17 protein-coding genes and 1 pseudogene are annotated in these 24,504 nt (G+C 45.1%); 15 read left to right on the top strand and 3 right to left on the bottom strand.

What is annotated here, in order from left to right; translation table 11 throughout:
* Window positions 1–3: 3 nt before the first annotated feature.
* On the bottom strand, window positions 4–393 hold the full coding sequence (locus ACQY1X_RS11660) for a hypothetical protein (protein ID WP_002733765.1): 390 nt from the start codon (window positions 391–393) through the stop codon (window positions 4–6).
* A gap of 160 nt (window positions 394–553) precedes the next feature.
* Between ACQY1X_RS11660 and queA the strand changes: the two genes are divergently transcribed.
* The 3 genes from queA (at window position 554) to gcvT (ending at window position 4,898) form a co-directional block, all read left to right on the top strand.
* A complete protein-coding gene (gene queA / locus ACQY1X_RS11655) occupies window positions 554–1,651 on the top strand; it encodes a tRNA preQ1(34) S-adenosylmethionine ribosyltransferase-isomerase QueA (RefSeq protein WP_002794208.1) in 1,098 nt (365 codons plus the stop codon).
* A 163-nt stretch (window positions 1,652–1,814) separates the two neighbouring features.
* Window positions 1,815–3,524, top strand: coding sequence for a tetratricopeptide repeat protein (locus tag ACQY1X_RS11650; RefSeq protein ID WP_430015708.1), 1,710 nt, complete (start codon window positions 1,815–1,817; stop codon window positions 3,522–3,524).
* A gap of 267 nt (window positions 3,525–3,791) precedes the next feature.
* Window positions 3,792–4,898, top strand: coding sequence for a glycine cleavage system aminomethyltransferase GcvT (gene gcvT, locus ACQY1X_RS11645; protein ID WP_002732746.1), 1,107 nt, complete (start codon window positions 3,792–3,794; stop codon window positions 4,896–4,898).
* Here gcvT and ACQY1X_RS11640 read toward each other — a convergent pair.
* Window positions 4,867–5,103, bottom strand: coding sequence for a DUF6444 domain-containing protein (locus ACQY1X_RS11640; RefSeq protein ID WP_430014671.1), 237 nt, complete (start codon window positions 5,101–5,103; stop codon window positions 4,867–4,869). The genes gcvT and ACQY1X_RS11640 overlap by 32 nt on opposite strands.
* Window positions 5,104–5,568: 465 nt before the next feature.
* Between ACQY1X_RS11640 and ACQY1X_RS11635 the strand changes: the two genes are divergently transcribed.
* The 3 genes from ACQY1X_RS11635 to ACQY1X_RS11625 all read left to right on the top strand — a co-directional run bounded on the left by ACQY1X_RS11635 (window position 5,569) and on the right by ACQY1X_RS11625 (window position 14,085).
* Window positions 5,569–8,661 carry a type I polyketide synthase gene (locus tag ACQY1X_RS11635; protein WP_430015707.1) on the top strand — a complete coding sequence of 1,031 codons (3,093 nt, stop codon included), beginning with the start codon at window positions 5,569–5,571 and terminating at the stop codon, window positions 8,659–8,661.
* Between the two features lie 8 nt (window positions 8,662–8,669).
* Window positions 8,670–13,736, top strand: a complete 5,067-nt coding sequence (locus ACQY1X_RS11630) for an SDR family NAD(P)-dependent oxidoreductase (protein WP_430015706.1) — start codon at window positions 8,670–8,672, stop codon at window positions 13,734–13,736.
* Between the two features lie 157 nt (window positions 13,737–13,893).
* Window positions 13,894–14,085, top strand: coding sequence for a hypothetical protein (locus ACQY1X_RS11625; RefSeq protein WP_002733463.1), 192 nt, complete (start codon window positions 13,894–13,896; stop codon window positions 14,083–14,085).
* A gap of 339 nt (window positions 14,086–14,424) precedes the next feature.
* Here ACQY1X_RS11625 and ACQY1X_RS11620 read toward each other — a convergent pair.
* Window positions 14,425–14,580: pseudogene (locus ACQY1X_RS11620) on the bottom strand (IS701 family transposase); the annotation flags it as partial.
* A 199-nt stretch (window positions 14,581–14,779) separates the two neighbouring features.
* Here ACQY1X_RS11620 and ACQY1X_RS11615 point away from each other — a divergent pair.
* The 9 genes from ACQY1X_RS11615 (at window position 14,780) to ACQY1X_RS11575 (ending at window position 24,319) form a co-directional block, all read left to right on the top strand.
* On the top strand, window positions 14,780–15,748 hold the full coding sequence (locus ACQY1X_RS11615) for a calcium-binding protein (protein ID WP_430014614.1): 969 nt from the start codon (window positions 14,780–14,782) through the stop codon (window positions 15,746–15,748).
* 21 nt (window positions 15,749–15,769) lie between these two features.
* Window positions 15,770–16,174, top strand: coding sequence for a hypothetical protein (locus ACQY1X_RS11610; protein WP_430015705.1), 405 nt, complete (start codon window positions 15,770–15,772; stop codon window positions 16,172–16,174).
* A 60-nt stretch (window positions 16,175–16,234) separates the two neighbouring features.
* Window positions 16,235–18,010 (top strand): NAD(P)/FAD-dependent oxidoreductase, encoded by a 1,776-nt coding sequence (locus tag ACQY1X_RS11605; RefSeq protein ID WP_430014612.1) that lies wholly within the window; start codon window positions 16,235–16,237, stop codon window positions 18,008–18,010.
* An 85-nt stretch (window positions 18,011–18,095) separates the two neighbouring features.
* Window positions 18,096–19,904 carry an NAD(P)/FAD-dependent oxidoreductase gene (locus ACQY1X_RS11600; protein ID WP_002733802.1) on the top strand — a complete coding sequence of 603 codons (1,809 nt, stop codon included), beginning with the start codon at window positions 18,096–18,098 and terminating at the stop codon, window positions 19,902–19,904.
* Window positions 19,905–20,090: 186 nt separating this feature from the next.
* On the top strand, window positions 20,091–20,477 hold the full coding sequence (locus tag ACQY1X_RS11595; RefSeq protein ID WP_002731634.1) for a hypothetical protein: 387 nt from the start codon (window positions 20,091–20,093) through the stop codon (window positions 20,475–20,477).
* Window positions 20,478–20,520: 43 nt separating this feature from the next.
* Window positions 20,521–21,531, top strand: coding sequence for an alpha/beta fold hydrolase (locus ACQY1X_RS11590; protein WP_430014610.1), 1,011 nt, complete (start codon window positions 20,521–20,523; stop codon window positions 21,529–21,531).
* Entirely contained in the window at window positions 21,518–22,009 is a 492-nt protein-coding gene (locus ACQY1X_RS11585) for a hypothetical protein (protein ID WP_430014609.1), read from the top strand. The genes ACQY1X_RS11590 and ACQY1X_RS11585 overlap by 14 nt, the downstream gene beginning before the upstream one ends.
* 186 nt (window positions 22,010–22,195) lie before the next feature.
* A complete protein-coding gene (locus tag ACQY1X_RS11580; protein ID WP_430014608.1) occupies window positions 22,196–22,993 on the top strand; it encodes an SDR family NAD(P)-dependent oxidoreductase in 798 nt (265 codons plus the stop codon).
* 21 nt (window positions 22,994–23,014) lie between these two features.
* Window positions 23,015–24,319 (top strand): ABC exporter membrane fusion protein, encoded by a 1,305-nt coding sequence (locus tag ACQY1X_RS11575; protein WP_430014607.1) that lies wholly within the window; start codon window positions 23,015–23,017, stop codon window positions 24,317–24,319.
* The last annotated feature ends 185 nt before the right edge of the window (window positions 24,320–24,504 follow it).

Genomic DNA, 24,504 nt, shown 5'->3' with positions numbered 1-24,504 from the left:
ATACTAGGCCAGAGTTTCTGGACAGTATCCTAAACCCTTAGTAAATTGTTGCCGAAAAGCCTCTATATCTTGCTGATCCGGGGTACCATGGGAGACGATCGCCACTTGGTAACGACGCATGACATCAATGGGGGATTGTCCCGTTTCCAAACTCCAAAAAACCATCTGGAGACGCATTTCCGGTTGATAGGGAATCCCTAACTCATTCATGTAGGCGCGAAAATCCCCGTGTTGGCAAGGAGTAAGCATTTGATTAAACTTTACCTTGACCACCCAACCGTTAATCTGATGAATAACCGTCATGACGGAGGAGGGTAGATGAGTCATCGATCGCAGGTATTCGGTGACTCGTAGCGTTAAACTAGCGTTAGCAAGAAAATAGAGATAGTCCATATTGGCCGCTGGGATGTTGGCTAACAGTCACGATTAGTGTTATATCTCTAGTCTGACGATAAACCGTTCCAGATACCAAGGGGAGAAATCCCCGATTTAGTGAAGTTCGCCTGGGTAGAATTACCCGACTTTTGCGAAGATCTTTATGATGATAACGACGATGATCCCTGACCAATCACTCTCCAGCTACGATTATCACCTTCCTCCGGAGTTAATTGCCCAAAATCCCGCAGAACCCCGAGACAGTTCCCGTCTTTTGGTGGTAGATTCTCCTAATAGTCATAATTTGGCTATTTTTCGGGATTTACCTACTTGGTTAGAGCCGGGGGATTTGTTGGTTCTCAACGATACCCGCGTGATTCCGGCCCGTTTATTTGGTCGTAAAACCACCGGCGCACCCATAGAAATATTACTATTGGAAGAACAAGATAACTATCGTTGGTTATCTCTAGTGAAACCAGGAAAACGCTTTAAAGTCGGTTCAGAAGTCCTTTTTTATCCGAAAACAGGGCGAACGGAAAACAAAGAAAAATTATGGTTAGCGAAAGTAATCGATCGAGATCTGAACACCAGTGGTCGTCTGCTGGAATTTCAACGTCATCCCGGACGCAGTTTTTGGGATATGTTGGAGGAGTACGGTCATATTCCTTTCCCCCCCTACGTCACCGAATCGGAGGCGGAAGAAGACCGTTATCAAACAGTTTACGCTGATAAACAGGGTTCTGTAGCCGCTCCCACGGCCGGATTACATTTTACTCCCGAATTATTCCATAAGCTCGCCCAGAAGGGTATAGATACCACCTATATCACCCTTCATGTGGGAGTGGGAACCTTTCGCCCCGTGGAAGTGGAAAATATTACAGAACACCTAATGCACCGGGAATTTTTAGAGATTTCCGCCGAAACTGCCGAAAAAATTGCCCAAACAAAGGCTAGAGGTGGCCGGGTTATCGCCGTAGGAACTACGGTAGCTCGCGCCTTGGAAGGGGCAATTAAAGAAACTAAGAGCGATAAAGTAACCGCTTTTCAGGGAAAAACGAATTTATTTGTCTATCCGGGTTATCAATGGCGAGTTATCGACGGCATGATCACTAATTTTCACCTACCCAAGTCCAGTTTGATGATGTTAGTCAGTGCCTTAGTCGGACGGGAAAGACTATTGGCATTGTATCAAGCAGCTATCCAAGAGCGTTTCCGTTTCTATTCCTTCGGTGACGCTATGTTAATCCTACCCAGCGCTTGCAGCAGTAATCGGTAAGTAGTTGGACAAAATTACATCCACACCCCAGAAAGAAGGAGGGCTAGAACTGCGGAAAGGGCAACAGGAAAGGGGAAAAATATGTATAAGCGGCCCGCGCATCTAAATTGGTCTAGGTCGATTATCGAACCACCTCTAGCCTGTTGTCTATCCTAACCAAGAAATGAAAAGAAAAGACATTAAAATCGGTCGCCGCTATTCTAGCAAACCCCTGCAAATATTTTTAATTATTGCCTTCATCGTCGCCGCTCCCTTTGCTATTTTTTATCTTATTGCCTTGGCCTATCTCTGGCAAGGCGATCGACTTTTGGCCGCGGGGGAGAAGGAATCGGCTCTGTCTGCTTACCGAACTGTTTTATCTTTTGACGAAAATTCAGTCCAAGCCCATATAAAAATCGCTCAGGTCTTGCAAAGTCAAAAACGCTATTCTGAAGCCTTACAAGCCTATGATCGTGGCTTTATCGTTAATCATAAACCACCGATGGAACCCTCCCAAAGTAATTATTTAGTGGCTTTGGGGGATATCTTCGCGCGGGAGGAAAAATGGTCAGAGGCGATCGATGCTTACCAAAAAGCAATGATCATTAAACCAACTTTTAAAGCGCAATTTCAGCTAGGAAAAGCCCTTTATAGTTTACAACGTTGGGATGAGGCGGCGAAAGCTCTGCAAGCAGCGGTTTTTCTCGATCCTAGTCAGGGAAAAGCCTATTTTTATCTGGGAAAAGCCTACAGTGAACAGCAACTCTGGCCAGAGGCCAGTTATGCCTATCAGCAAGCTCTAGAATTGATACCTAATCAGGGTGAAACCTACAAAAAATTAGGAGAAACCCTAGCAAAACAGGGAAAATGGCAGGAAGCAGAGCAAATATATCGACAGGCTTTAATTTACGCTCCTAAAGATGGGGATATTTATAATTATTTAGGTAAAGCTTTAGCGGAACAGGGAAAACTAGGGGAAGCCATGGCAGTTTTTCAACAGGCGCGGCAAATTAGCCCTAAAAATGCTAAGATTTACCAAAATCTCTGTTATATCTATATCAACAACGGTCAGATCGATGAGGGTCTAAATTGGTGTCGGCAGGCCGTAGAAATTGATCCCAATTTATCAGAAGCTAGATTTATTTTACAGGAAATCCAACGGGGGCGATTAATTCACGACAATCCCGAATTATTAAAAATGCCAGAGATAATTCCCAGTGTTAAGAGTGATCCTCTGGTGAATTTAAAACGCTCAATTGTTAAAATTGTCATTCGCGGCAAAAATAAAAATGGTATCGGCACTGGTTGGTTATTAAAACGAAATCAAGACACAGCTTGGATCTTGACTAACCGCCATGTGGTGACGAATTCCCGTCAAGAAATCGATGCAGAATCCCGCATTTTTGTGGAGTATTATAGCCAACCACCCCAAGGAAAAATCCGCAAGCGTTCAAAAGCTAAAATTCTCCACATTACCCCCCCTAACGACTGGCTCGATTTAGCAGTATTAGAGGTAAAAAATCCCCCCCCAGATTTAAAACCTTTAGCTTTAGCACCCCTACCAATTGCCCCTAATCAACCAGTAATCTTGATCGGTAATCCTTTTAATCAAAAAGATTGGACTGTCAGCAAAGGCACGGTTAATGATAATAACGAAAAATCCTTAAGTTTGTCCATGTTTGTCGTTTCTGGACAGTCGGGAAGTCCAGTTTTAAACGATAAAAATCAAGTGGTGGGAGTGATTTCCCAAGCGGGTTTATTTTGTCCCAATCCCTCTACTCCTAAACCCCTAGAAAATGCCGTTAAATTAGGCTGCGGTTTAGCAATTCCCATTGACAGAGTGCGAGAAAGGTTAAGGGAGTGGGGAACTTTTTCAGTTATCAGTAATCAGTAATCAGTGGATAGTGGATAGTGGATAGTAGTTAAGCTGTTCGTAATTTAAATTGCTTGTTGAGACGAGGCAAAAGGCAAGAGGCAAAAGGCAACAGTAAAGGGATTGGGGGAGGTTCGGCTAATCTAAGAATAAGCGGTTTAAATGCGTCTTAGCTTAGTGGATAGTGATCGATCACTGGTCACTGATAACTGATAACTGATAACTGGTCACTGATAACTGATAACTGCTATGCTACTCTAGGCAGAAAACCATTCGATCGAGAACACCGTGGCTAACCAAGAAGCAACTTCCCCCGCTATTCGTACCCCCTTATACAACTTAATTGCCCAACAAACCAGCAAATTTACCCCTTTTGCGGGTTGGGAGATGCCGATACAGTTTAGCGGCCTAAAAATCGAACATAATGCTGTCCGCAACGGTGTCGGGATGTTTGACATTTCCCACATGGGCAAATTTATCTTAACTGGAGATAATCTGGTTCAATCTCTCCAAACCCTAGTTCCTTCTAATTTAGCCCGTTTAAGGGCAGGAAAGGCACAGTATAGCGTTTTACTTAACCCAGACGGTGGCATAATCGATGATATTATCTTTTACTACCAAAGCGAAAGCCAAGGCGTATTAATTGTTAATGCCTCAACCACCGATAAAGATCGAGAATGGATTTTAGGCAATTTAGAGGGATCGGGGGTCAAATTAAAGGATTTATCCCGAGAAAGGGTCTTAATTGCCCTGCAAGGACCAAAGGCAGCGACAATTTTACAGCCCTTGATCGGGGAAAAATTAAGCGATTTTGGCCTATTTAATCACTGGGAAAGCCAGCTTTTCGGGGAAAAAGTTTTTATCGCTAGGACCGGTTACACGGGAGAAGATGGGTTTGAAATTATGGCCCCCCCTGAAATCGGGCAGCAACTTTGGACAGAATTCTTAAATTTAGGGGTGACTCCCTGCGGTTTGGGGGCCCGGGATACCCTGCGTTTAGAGGCAGCTTTAGCCCTTTATGGACAGGATATCGACGATAGCACGAGTCCCCTAGAGGCTGGCTTAAATTGGTTGGTTCATCTGCCAGAAAAAGGCGATTTTATCGGTCGCAATGTCCTCGAAGACCAAAAACTTAATGGTGTCAATCGGCGCTTGGTGGGATTGCAGATGTCCGGCAAACATATCGCCCGTCACGATTATCCGGTAGTATTCGCTGGGGAAGTGGTGGGTAAAGTCACCAGTGGCACTTTATCACCAACTTTAAACACAGCGATCGCTTTAGCCTATCTTCCCACACCTTTCGCCTCGATCGGACAGGCGATCGAAGTGGAAATCCGCGGCAGCACCCACCCCGCTACCGTAGTCAAAAAACCCTTTTATAAAAGTAAAAAGTAACGTAACTACCGAGGTCTTGACAAATTAGGAAAAAACCAGAACTTCCCCCTTGAGAACTTGAGTAAAAACTTGTTTGTTCCTTGTTCCTTCTTAAGTCCGTCTGTTGAGGAGGCTGAGAACTATTCTGAGTATTTAATCCCAGTCTCCTCTCCAGCTCGGCTATCTTTTCCCGCAGAGCTTGATTTTCCTTGTCTAATGCATAAATGAGATGCTCCCGAATTGACTCTTCAAAGCCTTGCCGTCGCCAAGACTCCTACGAATGATCAGCACTGATGATCACACAAAGTCGAGAAGAGCAGCTTATCTTCTTGCTTAACATCCTAAACTTCCAGAAGAGCCGCTTATCTTCTTGCTTAACATCCTAAACTTCGATTGTCACTGCCGAAACTTACCTATATACTTGTGAACAAGTTACAACTATAGAGTAAATGCTAAAGTTTTCCCTTTAACATTTCTCTGGAAAATACTTTGAATAATTGAATACCTTGGCTTATATACCGTGATTTTATCAAGGTTATTTTGAGTGCCAATAAGATAGTTGTAATTGCTAAATGACAATAAATCATAAGCTTTCGGGAAATACCGAAAAAAGACCTGGCTGGGTTCCGTCGCTCCTAGGATAACCAGATAGTTATCAAACACAATTATTGTCCTCAAAACAAGGAAAAAAATGCCGAAAACTCAAAGCGATAAAATCGCTCATCCTATAGCCGTTGTCGGAATGGGTTGCCATTACCCTGGTGCCAACCAATTAAGCGAACTTTGGGAGAACATTTTAGCGCGTCGTTGTCAATTTCGCCAGTTTCCCGATCAACGTTTACCACTCTCGGAATATTATGATCCCGATCCCGCCACTCCCGATAAAACCTACGGAACACGCGGGGCCTTCATTGATGGCTTTCAATTCGACTGGATTAATCGTCGAGTTCCCAAAAAAACGGTCGATGGAACCGACATCGTGCATTGGTTAGCCTTAGAAGTGGCCAACAAAGCGATCGAAGATGCTGGGTATCGTCGAGATACCGTTCCCACCCAGAAAACTGGAGTCATTCTCGGCAATTCCTTAACTGGAGAACATACTCGCTCGAATGTGATGCGGTTACGTTGGCCCTACGTACGAAGAGCCTTGCGGGCTGCTGCCGAAGTCAAAGGACTGTCTGGAACAATTGTGGAAGAACTTCTCGAAACAATGGAGAAATTCTATAAATCCGTTTTCCCACCCATTACCGAAGATACCCTAGCTGGGGGACTGTCCAACACCATAGCCGGACGAATCTGTAACTTTTTTAATTTTGACGGTGGTGGTTATACCGTCGATGGCGCTTGTTCCTCCTCCCTAATCGCCGTTGTCACTGCCGCCAACGCTTTAAGTAATGGCGATTTAGACATGGCCTTAGCCGGTGGCATTGATATCAGTCTCGATACCTTTGAATTAATTGGTTTCGCCAAAACCGGCGCACTGACGGCTCAGGATATGAAAGTGTATGATCGCCGAGCCAGTGGTTTTGTTCCAGGAGAAGGATGTGGTTTTGTTGTCCTCAAACGCTTAGCGGACGCACAGGCCGATGGCGACTACATTTATGCCCTGTTGGACGGCTGGGCGTTGTCCTCCGACGGCAAAGGAGGCATTACCGCACCCTCTAAGGTGGGACAGTCCAAAGCCCTATTAAGAGCTTACGAAAAAGCCGGTTATAGTCCCCAGTCTCTTCATTTTATTGAAGGACATGGAACCGGAACCCCCGTAGGCGATCGGGCTGAAATTGAAGGGGTAGCCCTAGCCATGAACGCCTCGAAACCTGCCCCCCCTCGTTCCTGTGGCATGACTTCTTTTAAATCCCTAGTTGGTCATACGAAAGCAGCGGCCGGGATCGGGGGTTTCATTAAAGCGGTCATGGCGGTTAATCAGCGGATCGTTCCCCCTACCGTTAACTGTCAAGAACCGAATCCCGTTTTCGAGGAGAGCGCCCAATGTTTATATCCAGTGCAACTAGGGGAAATCTACCCGGAAACGGAGATTTTACGGGCGGGAGTGTCGGCGATGGGTTTTGGAGGCATTAACTCCCATGTGACCCTTTCTTCTGGTGATGCACCCTCCCCCCGGTTAAAACCCAGTTTAGACCAGCGTTCGCTTTTAGTCTCCAACCAAGATAGCGAAATCTTTGTCTTCGGGGCTAATTCTCTTGCCCAACTGCTGGAATATCTGCAAATTTTCTCAGAACAAGCCAAAGGGATGAGTTTAGCAGATATGGTGGATTTAGCAGCGCAGAATGCTCAAACATTGTCCCCTCAGACTTCAATTCGCGCCGCCATTGTGGCAGAAAACCCCAGAGAATTACTGGAGCGCTTGGAGCATTTAATCAACATTCTTCACTCTCAACCCCCAGCCGAGGGAGAAACATATATATCCCAGCGAAAAGACATCTGGCTCGCCCATCAAGTGCAGCGTTCTCGAGTAGCTTTTCTCTTTCCAGGACAAGGTTCACAAAAGCTGAACATGGCCCGGACTTTGGTGGAGCGATATTCTTGGGCAAGAGAGTTAGTGCAACAGGCAGATTTATGGCTGATTGAATCTGGTTTTGAACCGATTAGTCCATTAATTTACCGTCCTCTTGACCGCGCTGTTAACCAACAACAAGTAGAACAATGGTTTAACGCTCTCACCGATGTTGCACCGCAAGCAATCTGCTTGACTTCACTACTGTGGAAGCATTACCTGAAAAGACTTGGACTGGAACCAGTGGCACTAGGGGGTCATAGTTTGGGCGAATTGACTGCTTTTGAAGCGGCTGGTGCTTATGATGAAAAAACCCTCCTTTGCTTTGCCGCAATGCGGGGAAAAGCAATGACAGTTAAGGGCGATTCTATCGGGACAATGGCGAGTTTAGCTTGCTCGGATGCCACCGCGCAAAAGCTCTTACAAGGGATTTCTGGTTATGTAACCGTTGCTAATATCAATAGTCCTCAACAGACGGTTATTTCTGGAGAAAAAACCAGTGTTGCTGCTGTTTGTGACCTGGCATTAGCCCAAGAAATTCAAGTCCGCCAACTTCCGGTAGCAAATGCTTTTCACTCCCAAATGGTGGCGAAAGCAGCTGAATATTTGCGAAAAGAAGCTCCCATTCCTGAGATTTTAGAACAGGTTTCTCTGCCTCTATTTACCAGTGTCAACGGCCAGATAGTTAATTCAGGACTCAACTTAAAAGAACACTTTGCTCATCAGATTGTTGCTCAGGTAAATTTTGTTTCTCTGGTCGAAAATCTGAAGAATAAATGTGACTTGATAGTTGAAGTTGGAACGGGAAAAGTGCTTTCTGGTTTAGTAGGAGCAATAGTTCCTTCTCCCCTCTGTTTTCCCCTAGAGTCAAAACCGGGTATCGCTCGCGATTTGAATACTTTTTTAGCCGCTTACTTTGTGCAAGGAGGTGAAGTCAACTGGCAAGCGTTGTATGAACAACGACTGGTTCGTCCTTTTGTCCCGGCTGCTGAGCGTCTGTTTGTTGATAATCCCTGCGAACGATCTTTTCCGGTATCTCTTGAAGAAATTGAGTCGAGTTCTGCCTTCTCTTGGAGAGAAATACAACAGTCATCACCAAATACGGCTCTCGCTCATTCCTCGAATTTTTCCCAACCAGAAAGTCTTTTTGCAGATGATGAACTAACAACAGTCTTAGCAAATTACCTGCTGGAACGTGGTTCTTTTCTCTCTGAGTTAATCAGTGCCGATATCCAAAGCTTACCCTTTGTAAACACTCACAATGCCTAGAGGACATTATGACTTATTCTTCTGACTCCAAACAAGCAGTTGGCAATCAAGAGATTGTTAAACTTCTCTCCCATTACTTCTCTAACCGAAGCCAGTTTTTGTCCCAAGTTATCAAAGCAGATCTTCAGTCTTATATTTTGCTTAAAAGTCCAGCAACTAATCTGATTCCCTTTCAGAGCAGTGTTCAGGTAAATAGCCCAGTTAATAGTAATGGTCATAGCACTGTTAATAGTAATGGTCATAGCACTGTTAATAGTAATGGTCATAGCACTGTTAATAGTAATGGTCATAGCACTGTTAATAGCAATGGTCATAGCAATGGCAATAGCAAGCGAATCCCAGAAACAACAGTAATCCAAACCAATTTAACTGTTGAAAAACGTTTAATTGAGTTAGTTGCCGAAAAAACTGGCTATCCAGTAGCCAGCATTAATCTTGATGCCAAACTACTAGATGATTTGAATTTAGATTCCATCAAAGCTGGCGAGTTAGTAGCGACAGCCGCCAAAACCTTTGGTGTGAGCGGAAAAATTGATCCTTCTGCTTTAGCTAATGCTACTTTGCAAGAAGTAAAACAGGCTATTGATGCCGTTGTTTCTGTGGAAATGCTAACGGAAGTTCCTGAGCAAATAGAAGTTGCGCCTCTGGTTTTGCCGCCTTCAGATTCCCTTGATATTACCCAAAAATTACTGGAATTAGTCGAAGAAAAGACTGGGTTTCCTAAAGATACCCTCAGCCTCGATTTGCGTCTTCTTGATGATTTAAACCTCGATTCTATTAAAGCAGCCGAGCTAGTTGCTACAGCAGTCAAACAAGTGGGAGCAACGGGAAAACTAGATCCCTCAGCCTTAGCGAATGGAACTTTAGCGGATGTCATTGCGGCGCTGGAGAAGGTATCAAACCAACCCTCTGTCAAAACTGCCGCTTCAGAGAAAACACCAGTGCTGCAAGGGAGCCAAAATAATCCTCCCCCGGAAAGCAACTGGGTCCGTAACTACGCCATTGAGTATGTGCCTCAACCTCTGACTCCTCCGACAATTGCCACTGATTGGTCACAAGCTCAAGTCTTAATTGTCTCTGATGCTGCCACATCGATTGCTAAAATTCTTACCAAGCAATTAGAGCAATTGGGCGCTCAAGTCCAACAAAAGACCTACGCCGAAATCGCAGCGGCAGAACCCGCCAGTATCGGTTCATTCTCCCACTATCTAGGGATTTTACCCGGTGTTTCCCCCTTGCCATCGGAATTACCCCTCGCCGCCATGGTAACTCGCCTCAGCAGCGTTGCTACCATTAGCCACGCCAATCCCTCGGCAACTTTAGCTTATGTTCAATTTGGTGGGGGGCGTTTTGGCACCAGCGAGGGAGAATACCATCCCGCAGTCGCTTCAGCCGCGGCCTTTGCCCGCAGTGTTCATCTAGAGCGCCAAGAAGCACGAGTCCGGGTAATCGACCTAGCGGCAGCAATTGAACCAACCCAGGCCGGTAAATTAGTAATTCAGGAACTAGCCGGAGATGAGGGGATTACAACCGTTGGCTATGATGCGAGACAAGTAAGGCTAATCCCCCAAGCTCAGTTACAGCAGCCGATTGATTATACGCCCCGTTCCCTCACCTGGTCGGCCTCAGACGTAATTCTGGTGACAGGTGGAGCCAAGGGAATTACCGCCGAATGCGCTCTCGCTTTAGGACAAGAAACGGGAGTGAAAATGGCTTTGGTGGGGCGAGCAGCAGTGCCAGCAGCCGGAGATAGCAACAGCGAAATTGCCCAAACTCTCAAGCGCTTAGCAGCCCAAGGACTCACCGGTGCTTACTATCGCTGCAATATTGCCGACCCTACCGAGGTTCAGCAGTTAGTTGACCAAGTGACCCAGGAATTAGGACCCATCACGGGAGTAATTCACGGAGCCGGACTCAATCAACCCCGTCGCGTCGAACAAGTTAGACCCCAAGATGCTCAAACAGAAGTCTCACCCAAACTTTTGGGAGCTTACAACTTATTGCAGGCATTAGCCTCTAACCCACCCAAGCTCTTTATCGCTTTTAGTTCGATTATCGGCGTTACCGGAATGCCTGGTAATGCTTGGTATGCCTTTGCCAATGAATCCCTGTCGTTGCTGTTACAACAGTACCAACGGCAACACCCCCAAACCCAGGTGCTGGCGCTTGCTTATAGCGTTTGGGATGAAATCGGCATGGGAGCGCGTCTTGGCAGTGTCAAGCATCTAGAGCGCATGGGGATCAAGGCGATTTCTCCCCGTGAAGGAGTAAGCCGCTTTCTCCAGCTTTTCCAAACCGCACCAAGCACCTCACAGGTAGTGATTACCGCTCGTTTAGGTGGCTTAGATACCTGGTTACCAACCCCCTTACCCGCTCCCACCGGACTGCGCTTTATCGAAAATGTCCAATATGTGGAACCACAGGTAGCCTTGACTGTGCGGACTCATCTGAGTTTAGAGAAGGATCTCTATGTCAAGGATCACCTTTGGCGCGGTTCTTATTTATTCCCCACCGTGTTTGGGTTATGTGCCATGGCCCAAGCTGTAGCTTACCTGACAGGGACCTCAAACCCGCCAATTGTTCGCCTGGAAGATATTTCTCTGCGACGACCAATAGTCGTTAATCCAGAGACTGGGGTTGAGATTCAAATTGAAGCAGAAATTGCCGAGGCTACCAGCAATGGGGAACGTCGAGTTAAAGTGGGTATTTATACCGAGCAAACGGGCTTTTCTCTGGCTCATTTTTCTGCCAATCTCATTCTCGGAGAGTTGACTTCTGCTTTTCAGGAAAAACCCGAATTAGGCCAACCTCTCCCAATCGCTCCCAAAACCGATCTCTACGGGGATTTACTCTTCCAGGGAGAACGTTTTCAACGCCTAGGTGAAATTTACACCCTTAGTGAAAAACAGAGTGTCTTCCGTTCCCACGCTCAACTTTCTGGAGAAGATTTATCCAATCAAAGCTTTAGCAAAGGATTGAATCAGTCTTTAATCCTCGGCGATCCCTATTTTCGCGATGTCTTGCTCCAATCGGTACAGTTGACCATTCCCCAAGATATCTGTTTACCCGTGGAAATTGCCAAGATTGAGCGATTTAAACCGGCCAGCAGCGATCAAGGTCGCCGCCTTGTCACCGTTAACCTATTGGCGCGGGAAGATCGGGAGTATATTAGTGAAGTGATTGCTACCGATGAGCAGGGGAACCTAATTGAACGCTTGAGTGGATATCGCCTACGGATTCTCGAAGAACACCCAGAAAATCCGACGGCGGCTGAGTTAGTTAATCCTGAAATTCGCGATCGCCAACACCTGCGACAAGTGTTACAGACAACTTGCCAGGGATTAGAGATTCCACCGCCTACCGTTGCGCTTGGTTATGCGCCTAACCTGCAAGGGAAATCCTTAGAACAGCGCCGCCAACAGGAAAAACCCATTGTAGAACGCGCGCTGAAAACTAAGCTAGGACTCAAACCCGAGCAAAAACTTGTTTTCGAGCTTGAGTCTCTCCCCTCTGGTAAGCCTCAACTGAGCGGGACACAAGTTTCTGGGTTAAATGTTTCTTTATCTCACTGCGATCGCTATTGTCTCTGCACTGTGGCTGAAACTCCCCAAGGTTGTGATATCGAAGCAATTACCCCTCGCAGCACCGAGGACTGGGTCGCCCTCTTAAGTGATCGCCGCAGTCAACTGATGGAGCAATTAGTGCGCCAAGGAGACACCCAAGAGCGGGCCGGTATGAGGATTTGGTCAGCCACAGAAGCAGTTCGCAAAGCTTTAAATGGTAGTGATCCGCAATTTTGTCTAGTGGCGAAACAGGGAGATGGAGTCTTGTTATCCACCTCAACCCCGGAGGGCGAGTCTCAAGTGCTGACTGTCCCTGTTAAGTTAACCCGTCCACCGGAACGGATGGTGGCGATGGTGGTTTCCCACACCCCAGTGTCTGTACCCACAGAAGCTAATTTCCAGTCTCCTCAAGCAACGGAAGCGGCGATTATCCCAGCGACGCCTGGGAAAATTGACAGCCATAGCTCTCGCTACACCCATGATGGCCCGCAAGGACAATTAGTCTATGAGCAACGCTATCAAGTCAGTTTCAAAGATAGTGGTAGCATTAGCCGTCATGTTTACTTTGCCCAATATTTTCGCTGGATTGGCAAAATTCGGGAATTGCCGATGGAAAGTATTGCCCAGCAAATGTTAGCCGACTTCTTAACCGGAGATTGGGGCATGGTTACCAATTCCGTTAGCCTGCGAGTTGTGGGAGAAGCCACCTCCTATGATGTGATTCAAGCGCGAGCCTGGGTGGGCAATATTGTCGGCTCTTCCTTTGAGACTTACATCGAGTTTTGTAAGGTACTGCCCGATAATTCCCTAGAGCGTCTGGCGATTGCCGAAGTTAAAGCCACTTGGGTGCGGTTAGTCAGCTATGGAGTTCCTGCTCCCATGCCTTTCCCGCCCTATCTCCAAGACTATTTGGCTCGCTTTGCCGCTGACAAACCCGCCAGCCTTGATTTAAAACACCCAGAAACCCTGCCTCTGGCTCCCCTACCCGCCAGCCTTGCTTCCCTCAAGCCGGGGGCTGTCATTGATGACATTCCACAACAAGAAAGCCGCTATGGACGGTTATTGCGGTCTGAGGTCTTCCAAACCACCCTGGAAGAATCGAATTTGGTCGGTAATGTTTACTACGGCAATTATTTCATCTGGCAAGGACGCATTCTCGACCTGTTTCTTTACTCAGTTGCTCCCGAATATTTGCGGATTTCTAATCCCTGTGGGGAAATGGTCTGTCTCTATACCCGCATGGACTATCTACGCGAAGCGATGCCTTTTGACCGCATTCGCACCCTTCTCTATGTGCGTTCAGTGTCCGAGTGTGGCGCATCCTTCAACTTTGAGTTCTTCCGGGAACAGCCTGATGGCACTTTGGAAAAACTCCATGTCGGTCAACAAGATGTGGCTTGGGTGGAGCGGCGAAAAGATGGAACGGCTGTAGCCGCACCCTGGCCCGAGGCGGTGAAGCAATCTTTAGTCGCAAGGGCGACCACCAGGGAAGCCGCTCTGTTAATGGTCTAGAAAAACCTGCTCTCTAGGATGGGGGGGAAACCCATCCTCAGACCAACCTACTGACTAGATTCTGCTTTCTCACTTTTCTCTATCTATCTGCCCAGGAAAATTTGTCATGTACAAGCCGAATAAATCATTGAGAAGCCAACTCCGACTGATCCACATTTTGGCATCACTTCTGTTAGGGATTTTTATCTATTCCCCCTGGCGCAATCATCCAGGAATGCTGATAGCCGTCGGGATTGTTGTCTTTCCCCTCCTAAGCTTCACTGGACTTTGGATGTGGCAAGGGCGACGCATCGAAAAATGGTTAATGGAGAGCCGAACCATACTTTCCTCAGAGGATTCTCCCTCTTAATTGAACTAACTTAACGTAATTCTGGTTCTTCGGTGTGTGTTATGTAATAGACGGGGATTATACGCGATGAAAACCTTTGTGGTTGATCTAGAACGAACTAATCAATTAAGTCTCTTGTCAGATCAGGATTTAGTCGATTTATGCCCCCCGATCAAACCTTAGCAAGTAACGAAGAGCCGGATTGCATTGCATCTTTCATATTCTGATCTGACAACGCCGCAAGGATTGCATTGCATCTTTCATATTCTGATCTGACAACGCCAAATCCCGCGTTCCTTTTAAGCTGGATACCTTGGCACTGAAGGTAGCTACCCACACTGTTTTCGGTTTAGTTAAGTTGAGTTGAATTGAGGTTTTTCGCTCGCTTTCCCCTAATAATCCTCCCAGGTAATGTCTAAAGCCTGTTTTTTGGGCTTTGGTTTTGAGGCAACCATCGAAGCGTTGACACCAGTTGTCAAAGCAGGGGGGCATAGCCGATGGAGTGTTCTCTCTCATAGGGGCAGTCTCGATGTGAAACGTTAATCTGTCAATGATTATACCTTGATTGGCCTTTTGTTGTCGTTTAAGTCCCACTAACCCAGCTTAACTTCTTCTTAAAATCCTAAACATCTCTGGTCTTATCTCAAGAGTTTAGAGAAACTAAGACTCAGAGACATTCCAAAACTAAAACAACAAGTACAAGGAGAAACCAATCATGGAAGAATTTTTGATCAATTACGTCAACGGAACCCCAGGAAATGACCTCTTATTAGGCAGTACAGGTAATGATGCTATTGATGGGGATGCTGGCAATGATATTTTAGTTGCTGGTTTGGGTGATGATGCTCTTAACGGCGGCGATGGCAATGATGCTCTCTTTGGCGGTGCTGGCACTGATGTTCTCAATGGCGGTCCCGGTGAGGACACAATGTTCGGAGAGGAGGGACTTGATGCCATGTTTGGCGGTGATGGTAACGATGCCATGTTTGGCGGAGCCGGTCAGGATGCCATGTTTGGCGAAGATGGTAACGATGCCATGTTTGGTGGGAGTGGGATTAACTCCATGGATGGAGGTAATGGTAACGATGCACTCTTTGGCGGTCAAGACAACGATATTCTCAATGGAGGTGCTGGAGACGATGGCTTGTTTGGGAATAAAGGCGATGACGTTCTCTTCGGCGAACTGAACAACGATGTCATATTCGGCGGTGAGGGAAACGATCGTCTCAATGGAGGAGATAACAACGATGCGATGTATGGCGAAGCAGGAAACGACATCCTCATTGGTGGCAATCACAATGATATTCTGATCGGTGGAACAGGAGATGACATTTTGATTGGTGGTAATGGCACAGACGTTCTTACTGGTGGTAGTGGTGCTGATTTGTTTGGACTTTCTTCCGCAGGAGGAACTAAAATTACCGACTTTGTAGTCGCTGACGATACCCTCTTCGTTTCTGCTGCCGATCTCGGCGGTGGAATCTCCCCAGAAAATGTGGTGGCTGTCGCTCAGTTTGTCATTGGTACAACAGCTACTAATGCTAACGAACGCTTTATTTACGACAATACTAATGGGTCTCTTTACTTTGATGCTGATGGCATTGGTGCGACTCAGCAAATTCAGATAGCAAGTCTAGCCTCTGGTCTCACCTTGACTAACAATGACATCTTTGTTGTTGCCTAAAATAATCTTAACAGCAATAAGTTGTCGATTATTGCTGTTATTTTAGTACAATTCAAAACCACAAAGGAAATGGCAATGAAAATTTTCAGTCCGCGTGTGCATGGGTATCTAGACTATTTCGTAGTTATTGCTTTTTTGTTCGCCCCCATGCTTTTCAATTTTTCTGGCATACCAGCGAAGATGTCTTATGCAATTGCTGGCGTTCACCTATTGGTGACAATAAGCACGGATTTCCCCCTGGGATTAATCAAAGTAATTTCTTTCAAGTTACACAGCACCATTGAATTTATCGTGCCGTTCATTCTGATAGTCCTACCGTGGTTGCTTGGTTTTGCCTCTATTTCTTCAGCTCGTAATTTTTACTTGGCTGCTGGAATAACCATTTTTATAGTCTGGCTAATAACCGATTATAAAATTGCTAGATAGAACAAACTCGAAATACTCTAAGTCTTGATTAACCCCATCTCTCTCTCAAAGGAGTTTAAAATGTCCCGAACACAATCAAAATCTCTCGAATATGATGTAGTCATTATGGGTGCTGGTTTTGCTGGCCTATGTCAAGCGCGACACCTGATGCTCAAGATTCCCAATATCAAAGTTGCTCTAGTGGATCCTCGTCCCGAACAACGCACAGATAAGGACTTAAAAATTGGCGAGTCCACCATTGAAATTGCCGCTCTTTTTCTCGCTAAAGAATTGGGACTACATGATTACCTAATTGAAAATCATGCTCCCAAACAAGGGCTTAACTTTCACTGGCCCAAAAATCCAGCAAAAACTGAAACAATCGACGACTACTATCATGCTGGCTCGAACCGACAAGTTCCCATTCCCTCTTTTCAAATCAACCGCTCCAAGTTTGAACAAGACTTGCTAAAAATGGATAAAGCCATGGGAATCAACTTCTATAACGGGCAAGTTGTTGATGTTGATTTAACTCCTGGCGATGCCATTAAAACAGTTAAAATCAAGGTAGGCGATGAAAGAATGGAACTGCAAGCCAAACACGTTATCGATGCAGCAGGACGCAAATTCATCATCGGACGCAAGACTGACAACCTCCTATTTGGTCCAGAAAACTTAATGGGATTAAACACGGGCTCTGCCTGGGTGCGAGTCAAAAATGTAGATCGTACCATCTTTCACAGTGGCTACGATCCTCTTAATGCCTCAACCAGCCATTATTACTCGACTAATCACTATTTTGGCGAAGGACATTGGCTGTGGATGATTCCGATTGACACCCAAACAATGGAATTATCTATTGGCGTGATTCATCACCATGATGTGATTAATTCTACTCAGGTAAACAGCCGGGAAAAATTCCATGATTTCCTGCGAAATAACCACCAAATTCTTGCCAATATTATTGACAGTGGAGAAGCAGTAGATTTCCACTATTGGCCGAGGATTTCTCACACAAGCAAAACCCTATTTTCTCCCGATAATTGGTATGTACTTGGCGACGCTGCTTACATCTTCGATGCTTTCTATTCCTACGGAACCACCACGATTGCTTTAGCCATTGAAGGGATAACGGAGATTGTGCGGGCCAAACTGGCAGGGGAAGAATCGGCGGAACAAAAACGGGCTGCTTACAATGAGTTTAACTTAGCCTACTCCCGTAGTGTCAACTGTCTCTATCGGGGACACGCCAAACAGTTAGGACAAGCCAGTGTGATGAGTTGGCGCATTTACTTTGAGTATATGTGGTGGTTTGGGGTGCAAGTTCCTATGTATGTAGGTAAATGGCATTTGGACCTCACCTATATTCCCATCTTTCTCAAAACTCTAAACAGCAATATTGATGGACTGTTTGCTGATTTAAATGAACAATTTACCGAACTAGCAGACAAGGATGTCAATATTGGCTTGATGGATTGTTACCGGGGCGATCAACTTTTCAAGGGTTATCACACTCTCAAACACTTTGATGACTTCCTAGAAAATACCAAGTTTGAACCGCGGCGGTGTAATGTTTTTGCTGGTTTAAAAGCTACCTGTTTTTATGCCGCCCTCTGGTATGCACTCTTTCAATGGAAAGGATTTGGTATTCAAGGTTGTCTCAATCCCCGCCATATTTACCATTTCTTGCGCCTATTAGGGTTATCAGGACAAGCAACTATCGGCGAGTTAATTTATAAGTTTAAAACCAAAGGACTGCCCGCCAACAGCGAAATTGAAGCGATGCGTCAAGAGTTTAAAACTTATCAATATCAACCAAAACTCCAGCCTTGGCTGGCAGAAGCTACCAATTCTTAAGGATTTTGACTTGCATCAAATTCAACGCTCTTCTCTCAATCATCTGTGAGTGTCAATTACCTCATCAACTATCAAGGAGTTAACCATGAATTATACCATTACTCAATCCCGAGAATACGATGTTGTCATTATGGGAGCAGGCTTTGCTGGACTGTGCCAAGCACGACATCTCATGCTCAACATCCCTAATATTCGGGTGGCACTAATCGATCCCCGTCCCGTTGAACGTACAGACAAAGATTTAAAAATCGGTGAGTCTTTAATCGAAGTTGCCGCTTTATTTCTCTGCAAAGAGTTGGGACTACATGATTATTTAATCGAAAACCACCCCCCCAAATCTGGTCTCAATTTCCACTGGCCAAAAGATCCAGCAAAAACAGAAACCCTTGATGATTATTATCATGTCTGGGCAAACCGTCAAACTCCAGTGGGGTCTTTTCACCTACAACGGGCTAAATTTGAGCAAGATTTACTGGTGATGAATTGTCAGATGGGAGCCGATTTTTACGAGGGACGGGTCAAAGATGTCGCTCTTACTTCAGGGGATGAGCTAAAAACAGTTTATTCCAAAGTTGGCGAGGAAAATATTACCCTTCAAGCCAAGCACGTCATCGATGCCGCAGGCAAGAATTTTATTATTGGACGCAAAACTGATAATGTGCTTTCTGGTCCAGAGAATCTCCTGGGACTCAATAATGGTTCAGCGTGGCTGCGGGTGAAAAATATCGACCGCACGATTTTCCACAGTGGCTATCATCCCGAAGGCGCATCTACCAGCCATTATTATGCCACCAATCACTATTTTGGCCAGGGTCACTGGTTGTGGATGATTCCGATTGATAAGCACTCGATGGAACTATCTATTGGCATTATTCACCATCACGATGTTATTCCCGCCCAGAGCATAAATAACCTGGAGAAGTTTTCCAATTTTCTCAAGAGCAATCATACTATTCTCTCTCGATTGATTGAAAGTGGGGAAGTAGTTGATTTTCATTACTGGCCGAAAATTGCCCACAAAAGCAAAGTTCTTTTTTCTCCTGATAACTGGTACGTTATTGGGGATGCTGCCCATATTTTTGATGCTTTTTATTCCTATGGAACGACCATGATCGCTTTTGAGGTAGAAAGTGTTACAGAAATTATCCGTGCTAAATTGGCTGAGGAAGCAGCAGCAGAACAAAAACGATCCGCTTACAATGATTTCAACCTAGCTTATGCTCGTACTGTCAACTGTCTCTACCGAGATCATGCCTATCAACTCGGTCATGCTAGTGTTATGAGTTGGCGGATTTATTTCGAGTATATGTGGTGGTTTGGTGTCCATGTTCCCACCTATATTGGTAAATGGCATCTGGACTTAAATTTTATCCCCCGCTACGTGACAATTGCCGATGGCAATGTTAATGGAATTTTCGCTGATTTATGTCAGGAATTTCATCAATTAGTGTCACAGGGTGCTAATATTGGTTTAATGGATGCCTATCGGGCCGATCAATTGCTGGGTGGTTATGGAACCTTAAAACACTTCGACGATTTCTTAGAAAATACCAAGTTCGAGCCTCGGCGCTGTAATGTTTTTGCCAGCATGAAAGCCGCTTACTTCTACATTGCTATTTGGTATGCTCTCTTTCAATGGAAAGCTTTTGGCATCGCTGGTTGGTTAAATCCGAAACATTGGTATTACTTTGGTCGGATGTTGAAGCTATCGATTCAAGCCACAATCGCCGAAGTAATTTATAAGCGCAAAACCCGAGGAATAGCTGATAACAGCCAAATTGAGAAGATGCGTGAGGAATTCAAAAACTATCACTATCAACCGCAGAAGAAATCGCCTTCTGTTGTTCAAAACGTGGTCGGTGAAAGAGTAACAATTGAGTCTTTTCCTGCTTAGTAGGAGCGAATAGCTGTCACTGGTGTCAACTTAAGCAAAGCCAAACTATAATCTGTCATGGCGAGACGGCATTTTTGTCAATCCCCCCCTCGCTATGACATTCAAAAAATCATCATTTTTACTTAATTTGAGACTAATGATCGCTGTTCACCCGTAAAATTCCTGCTCTTAGTTGAGGTAATTATCATGGAATTAGCCACCTTTGTCTCATCCCAATTCATCTTAGAGCCTAATGAATTGCGCCGGGGAATTAACCGCATTGGCTTGAATCTTTCCGAATCAGAATTCAATGCACTCGTGCAGGGGAACTCAGTTGACTTGGAAGGTAGAGGACTGAGTGAAATTGGCTCAATATTTATCATGGCAGCCGCTGTTGCTCCACTTAATTTAGGTAAGCCGAGAACGCTGCTTAAGTTTTCTGATTTACCGACTCTTGTTGAGCCAAACATTCCGCCTGAAAATGCTAGTTGTCCTGGAATTCCGATTTACTGTTGGCTCTCTGACTTAGACAAAAAACGTTGTGTTTATCTCACCTTAACCGATAGTAAACCAGTTCTCCAGATCGGGTCTTAGCAGAGAATTTTATCAGTTAACTAATGAATCATAGGGAAAAAAGATGAAATTTTGGCTACTCGGCGGAATACTTATTACTTTGGTGGCACTACTGGTACTTTTAGGACTGGTTTACCAGCAAGTTGCCACAATTAAAGACCTAAGTAAGTATCCACCACCTGGTCAATTGATAGATGTAGGGGGTTATCGCTTGCATCTCCACTGTAAAAGTCAAGGTAGTCCCACTGTGGTGATGGATTATGGACTAGGGGGAATATCTCCCCTCTGGCATTGGGTTCAATCGGAAGTGGCAAAGTTCACCTCTGTCTGTGTTTACGACCGCGCTGGCTACGGCTGGAGTGAACCCAGTCCCCATCCTCGCACCAGCCTGATTATGGTTCAAGAACTACACACTCTACTAACAAAAGGGGGAATAGCCGGGCCTTATTTACTGGTGGGTCATTCCTTGGGAGGGTTGAATATGCGCCTGTTTGCCAGCCAGTATCCTTCAGAAGTAGTGGGAGTGGTTTTAGTGGATGCGGTACCGGCAAATGTCTATAGCCGTCTGGGGAATGAATTTAGGAAAAATATGGCAGCAACGCGGCAAATGTTTCGCAGTTTATCCATCATTTCTCGCCTGGGAATCTTGCGCCTCCTGCTTCAACTCAAAGGCAGTGATGTCGCTCCCGAATTTGTCCAAAAATTGCCCCCGTCTGTACAATCTGTTGTTTTAGCAAAGTTCCTACCCCAAAGCTTTAATACTGCCTTAGCCGAAAGCGCATTAATGAAAAAAGATGCTGCATTGGTCAGTAAAACTTCCTTTCCCTCTCACTTACCCTTAGTCGTAATTTCTCACGGACTGAATATGTTTTCCGGGCAAAATGTAGAAGTGTCTGAGTCTATCTGGCGGCAATTACAGGCAGAAACCTCCCAGCTTTCGACTTCGGGAAGCTTACAAATCGCTCACAGCAGTGGTCATAATATTCATATTGATCAACCTGAATTAGTTGTTGATGCAATCAGGAAAATCTTACAACAGACTAACCTCAAGGAGAAGACAAATGAAAAACTCTAAAATTAAAATACTGCCCCTTGTTCCAAGCATTATAAGCTTAACAGTTTCCCTATTGCCAGGAGCAATCACTCCCGCCAATGCATCTTCTTTAAACTGTGGTTCAGGGAACAATTGGATTTCTAATTGCTCGAGCCAGATCTATAATTTTTTCAACACAGTTATCGTTAGTGCTAACTTTGGCTTTAGTCCAAATAATTTACCAGATTTTACCGCAATTCTTCAGGGAAACACCCAGATTTTATTAGGAAATCCCGTTGATGCCATTATTGGCGATCCTTTACTGGGTAATGTAGGCAGTGTTGATGGTATTGCCGACGTAGTTCAACTGGAAGTCTTCCACAATATATCTTCAGGTACTACTCCTTTTGTCCCCCTGATTACTGCCTTAGCTGGGGATGGAGTGCCGGATTTAGCTCCGACTCCTTCAGGGTCAACTTTACCCTATGTTTCCCTTTATTCTGCAGTAGCTATCAGCTGATAGATTTATCTATAACCGAGCTAACGCCACTTTATTCTTTGATGTCGATGGTGTAGGCGGAATCGCTCAAATTCAGATTGCTAAACTATCATCTGGACTTGATTTGACTAACAATAACATTTTTGTTAGTAATAACTTCGCAGTCTAAGCAGCGGCGTTCAACTTTTTATTTAAAGGCAAAAGTTTATGTTCAATTATCGCGGCAAAACAGCATTAATCACGGGAGCATCATCTGGGATTGGCGAGATATTCGCCCGCGAGCTTGCTAAACGTGGCATGAATCTCATTTTAGTAGCACGAACCGAAGAAAAACTACGCACAATAGCAACCGATCTTTATCAAGTTTACGGTGTCCGCACTGAAGTAATTGTTGTCGATCTCAGTCGTGAAAATGCTGCTCAGGACGTTTTCAGCGCTGTCGAGGAAAAGGCACTTACTGTAGATTTACTTGTTAATAATGCCGGGTTTCTTAACTATGCGCCCTTCGAGCAAATTCCCCTTGAGCAAGATCACGCACAGGTGATGGTTAACGTAGTGGCTTTAGTTGATTTAACCCATAAATTTATCCCAGGAATGCTGGCTAAAGGGGAAGGAGCGGTAATCAATTTATCCTCTAGTGGAGCCTTTCAGCCCATGCCTTACATGGCCGTTTATGGAGCGAGTAAGGCGTTCGTCCTCTCCTTGAGTGAAGCGCTTTGGGCTGAGTATCGCCATCGAGGACTAAGGGTTTTAGCACTCTGTCCTGGACCGACAGCAACACGATCTTTAGTTAAGATCTTTGATGATGAGAGTGCCACCTCTCCTCAGCGGGTGGTAGCAGTTGCTCTCAAAGCTCTTGAAGACGGGCGCAATTATGTCATTCCCGGACTAAAAAATTACTGGCTTGCTCACAGCGTTCCTCGCTTAATGCCACGCAGTATAACCGTGCAAATCTTGGAACGAATAACTCGACCGAGAAGAAAAGACCTCAATGAAACCAGATAATTAAAGAGAGTAAAGCTTCTTATGAAATCTCCACTTTTTGTCAAACCAACTAATTGGCTACTTATTACCTGTCTCACCACCGGGACTATGGCAAGTGGCGCTGTAGCGACTTATTCAATTTGGCGCTATCAATCTTTAAAAACAACATCCCCGGCTGTCGCTTCCACTACTCCGAGAAAGCTGAAAGCCGTGGCGGCTTTAGGCTATGTAGAACCGGCGGGAGAAACAATCAAGATTTCTGCTCCTGCTTTTATGGAAGGGTCTCGCATTAATCAACTGTTGGTAAAACGGGGGGACCAGGTTGAAGCTGGACAAGTTTTGGCTATCCTCGACAGTCGGGATAGACTGCAAGCAGCACTAAAACAAGCACAGGACGAAGTTCGCATCTCTCAATCCCTTTTAGCTCAGGTAAAAGCTGGCGCAAAACAGGGGGATATTATTGCCCAAAATGCCAGATTTGAAGGGACTCGCTCCGAATTAGAAGGGCAAATTATCACCCAAAAAGCTACTATTGCCAGTTTAACGGCTCAATTACAAGGGGAAAAAATGGCTCAGTATGCCACTATTGAGCGCATTAAAGCTGAGTTTCACAATGCTCAAAAAGATTGTCAGCGTTACCATACTCTATACCAAGAAGGTGCGGTCTCAGAGCAAGAACGCGATCGCTTCTGTCTGATGGCTCAAACTAGCCAAGAAAGTCTGCGAGAAGCCAACGCTAATTTAAGTCGAATTGTCACCACTCTAACCGCAAGAATTGATGAAGCTGAAGCTAATCTTCAGCGCACGGTAGCAACTCTAGATCAGAAAATCAAAGAAAATCAAGCGACCTTAGATGCGGTTGCGGAAGTCCGTCCCGTAGATGTTGAAGTTGCTCAATCCCAATTAATCGCCGCTAAAAGTGCTGTCCAAAAAGCAAAAGCTGATTTAGATTTAGCTTTTGTCAAAGCTCCCAAAGCGGGGCAAATTCTCAAAATTTATACTTGGCCTGGTGAATTAATTGGTGATAAAGGCATCCTCGATCTCGGTCAAACCAGTCAAATGTATGTCACTAGCGAAGTTTACGAAACCGATGTGAGTCGGGTTAAACTAGGACAACGGGCAAAAATTACCACCGATGGATTGATTGGGGAACTAAGGGGAACCGTCGCTGAAATTGGCTTACAAATTGGCAAAAAAGATGTCTTGGGTACCGATCCAGTTGCTGATGCAGATGCGCGAGTGGTGGAAGTCAAAATTCGTCTCGATCCATCTTCTAGTAAGAAAGTGGCTAACTTGACTAATTTACAAGTCAATGTGGTGATCGATACGAACAAAACTAATCTTTAAAAGAGCTATCGAAAAATTATAACCCAATCACAGCCTGCTTTTAGGTTGTGCGCTAACTAAATAGTTCTATATATGAAATGAATACCTATTTAGTTAAATTTCTTATCTAGAAAGACTTTTAGCCTTGAGATAATGTTAGGTCAAAGTCTTAAATAAGGAGTAGTATTTGTCAACAAGTCAGCCGC

It is taken from the genome of Microcystis protocystis FBCC-A270, from assembly GCF_050500235.1.
Taxonomy (GTDB): domain Bacteria; phylum Cyanobacteriota; class Cyanobacteriia; order Cyanobacteriales; family Microcystaceae; genus Microcystis; species Microcystis ichthyoblabe_A.
The sequence above is the reverse complement of the archived record's forward strand: the minus strand, read 5'-3'. Positions and strand labels throughout refer to the sequence as shown.